Origin of the sequence: Aureispira sp. CCB-QB1 (assembly GCF_000724545.1) — a bacterium.
Taxonomy (GTDB): domain Bacteria; phylum Bacteroidota; class Bacteroidia; order Chitinophagales; family Saprospiraceae; genus Aureispira.
Genome location: NZ_JHBV01000054.1, coordinates 1 through 1286, shown reverse-complemented (window position 1 = coordinate 1286; position 1286 = coordinate 1). Strand labels below are relative to the sequence as shown.

2 protein-coding genes are annotated in these 1286 nt (G+C 31.7%); both read right to left on the bottom strand.

The genetic code is table 11. The features are described 5' to 3' along the window. Window positions 1-75 precede the first annotated feature (75 nt). The gene (locus CG11_RS26050; RefSeq protein WP_052599907.1) at window positions 76-525 is read right to left on the bottom strand and encodes a hypothetical protein; all 450 of its coding nucleotides are present in this window, start codon (window positions 523-525) and stop codon (window positions 76-78) included. A 115-nt stretch (window positions 526-640) separates the two neighbouring features. After that, window positions 641-1246: a hypothetical protein gene (locus CG11_RS26045; protein WP_052599906.1), complete on the bottom strand. Its 606-nt coding sequence runs from the start codon at window positions 1244-1246 to the stop codon at window positions 641-643. Between the last annotated feature and the right edge of the window lie 40 nt (window positions 1247-1286).

The following is a 1286-nucleotide window of genomic DNA, read 5'->3' as shown; positions in this document are numbered from 1 at the left end:
TTCTGTTAACTTGATGTACCGTTTTTTCATTTTGCTAATATAAACTATTTTTATTATACGGTTTCTTTTGTCACCTTACTTAAAATAGGGGAGCAGTTCTAATGAAATTACCCAATGTTTTCCTAACCTATAATTCATCCCTAAAATTATATTCATATTGGGAATTGTCTTCAACGTAAGTTGGCTTGGGTCTCCTATAATTGTACGAGTCGCTACTTGATAGTTTAAACCTAGATTAAAACCATAGACAAAAGCAATATTGTTAGCTAAACTATGCCTAGATTCTGTTCCTAAACTAAAACCAATGCCAAAGTCACTTTCTTGACCACGCCCTTTTTTGATATTATTTCCATTCAAAAATAAAGTTTGTAATCTAAAAAAATTCTTTGTTTTTCCAGTTTTGTAAGACAACCTATAATTTAAGTCAGCATCGAGCGAAATGCCTATTTCGTGTATTCGCTGTGCCCAAAGCTCTGCCTTAATTCCTACACAACAAACTAATGTTATGATTTTAATTATTAACATAAAATTGTTTTTGAATAATCCTTTTGAGTTTTTTTATCTCAAAATCCAATACAAAATAGAATTCAAACTAATTCTACTTTCTTACTTATACCTCATTGTATTTCATAATATTAACTCAACTAGATTTATTCTTTCTTCGACCAAATCGATACGCAACTACTAAGTATGTATTAGTCAAATTCATACCATAAAAAATTTGACTTTCTTCCTGATTTGCTCCTGAAATACTAGCTCTATACCGTACATAAGGGCAGTTTTCTATAGAGAATTGCCATTGATCATTCAATGTATAACTGAAGCCTAGAAGTAAATATAACTCTGGTGATATGGTATGCTCCTCTCCAGTTGCTTTCCCATTACTAAAATGATAATTAGTTTGGTAACTACATTGAGCTCCCAATCCGTAGATAAAAGACAAATTATCAATAATGTTTCTTCTAAATTCCCAACCAACACCAATACCAGCTCCAGACATATTGATATATTGACTACTAGTTGTCTGAATGGCATTACGACCGTTCAAATAAGCCAGGTCTAAACGAAATAAACTATTTGTTTTTCCCACCTTATACAAAAAGCCGAGATCCAAAGCAGAATTGACCTTTAATCCAATTTCGTGTAGTGCGGGTGTTTTTTGTGCAGCAGCTTTCCAGATAATAAAAAATGTACACAAACCAAGGGTAGTGATGTAGATTGTATGATAAGTTAGAAAAAAAGACAATGAAGACTATATTTGTAAGATGTGTTCAATATCTATACAA

Bases quoted from the DNA above. Each gene is read 5' to 3' on its own strand.
- CG11_RS26050 (WP_052599907.1), bottom strand. From the start codon at position 525: ATGTTAATAATTAAAATCATAACATTAGTTTGTTGTGTAGGAATTAAG.